This window comes from Oleiphilus sp. HI0086 (assembly GCF_001635225.1).
The window spans coordinates 1-1,035 of sequence record NZ_LWFZ01000099.1 but is presented as its reverse complement, the minus strand read 5'-3'; the positions used below and the strand labels follow the sequence as shown (position 1 = coordinate 1,035).

Sequence of the window (1,035 nt, the reverse complement as noted above, 5' to 3'; positions counted from 1 at the left end):
AAGCGATTAAAACGACTCGACAACGAGCTCACTCATCAAGTTAAGAAGTGGCGCTACTACCCTGTCGTTAAAGCAATACAAGCGATGCGTGGAATACGCCTCCTCATCGCAACAGGCGTAGTGTGTGAGCTTGGTGATCTAAGCCGATTTGATACGCCTAGAAAGCTAATGAGCTATGTCGGGCTCACCCCGAGTGAGCATTCTAGTCGCGATAAACGAAAACTTGGCAGCATTACAAAGTGCGGTAATGGACGCGTCAGAAACTGTTGATTGAGGGAGCGCACAGCTATCGGTATAGCGCACGAATATCCAAAGAAATGCAGGTAAGACAGGAAGGTCTACCTAAGGAGATTATCGATCAAGCATGGCAAGCGCAACTAAGGCTGTGAAAACGATATCAGAGGCTTATGAAGCGCGGTCAAAATTACAATGTGGTCGTGACCGCAATAGCCCGTGAAATGATTGCCTTTATCTGGTCGATATCACGAGAAGTCATTTTACTTAAGGTCGACCCAAAAACACGTTTATCAAGAGTACCAGCTTAATGAGTTTAGCGTTAGCGCATTGGGTCAAGCAACGAGTGTGGTGTAATCACCGACGGCGTTAGGTAGGCAATGTAGCTTCATCGCATTGATCCACGAGCATAGACTGAAGACAGACACCACGACGTAAAAAGTAAGGTCGGATAGGTTCTTTAAAAAAAGAGCAACCCACGAATACCAGCATGATAACCGTCGAAATTATCTGCTTCATCTGATGCGCTAATGCTTCTTAAACAAAAGAAGTTGACTAAAAAAGAAAAAACTCTGACCGTGCTATCGGCAGGAATTTGTGCAGTTTGCTTGACGTGGGGAGTCATACCAACGCCCGGCTAAACGGCGTAGTAACTGTGGCGACTTTTTTGGAACAAAAAAGGTGCGACTGTTACGGAGTCCGTTTGAGCCGTTGGTTATAACTTTATTTATTTGTAGCAATATGCCACAATTAATGCAGATTGTTACAGGAGCATTAACTATGGCAACTAATAGCGTAAGA

Annotated in this window: 1 pseudogene; it reads left to right on the top strand. The window is 44.7% G+C overall.

What is annotated here, in order from left to right:
* Nucleotides 1-545, top strand: a pseudogene (locus A3756_RS25760) (transposase); the annotation flags it as partial.
* Nucleotides 546-1,035 lie beyond the last annotated feature (490 nt).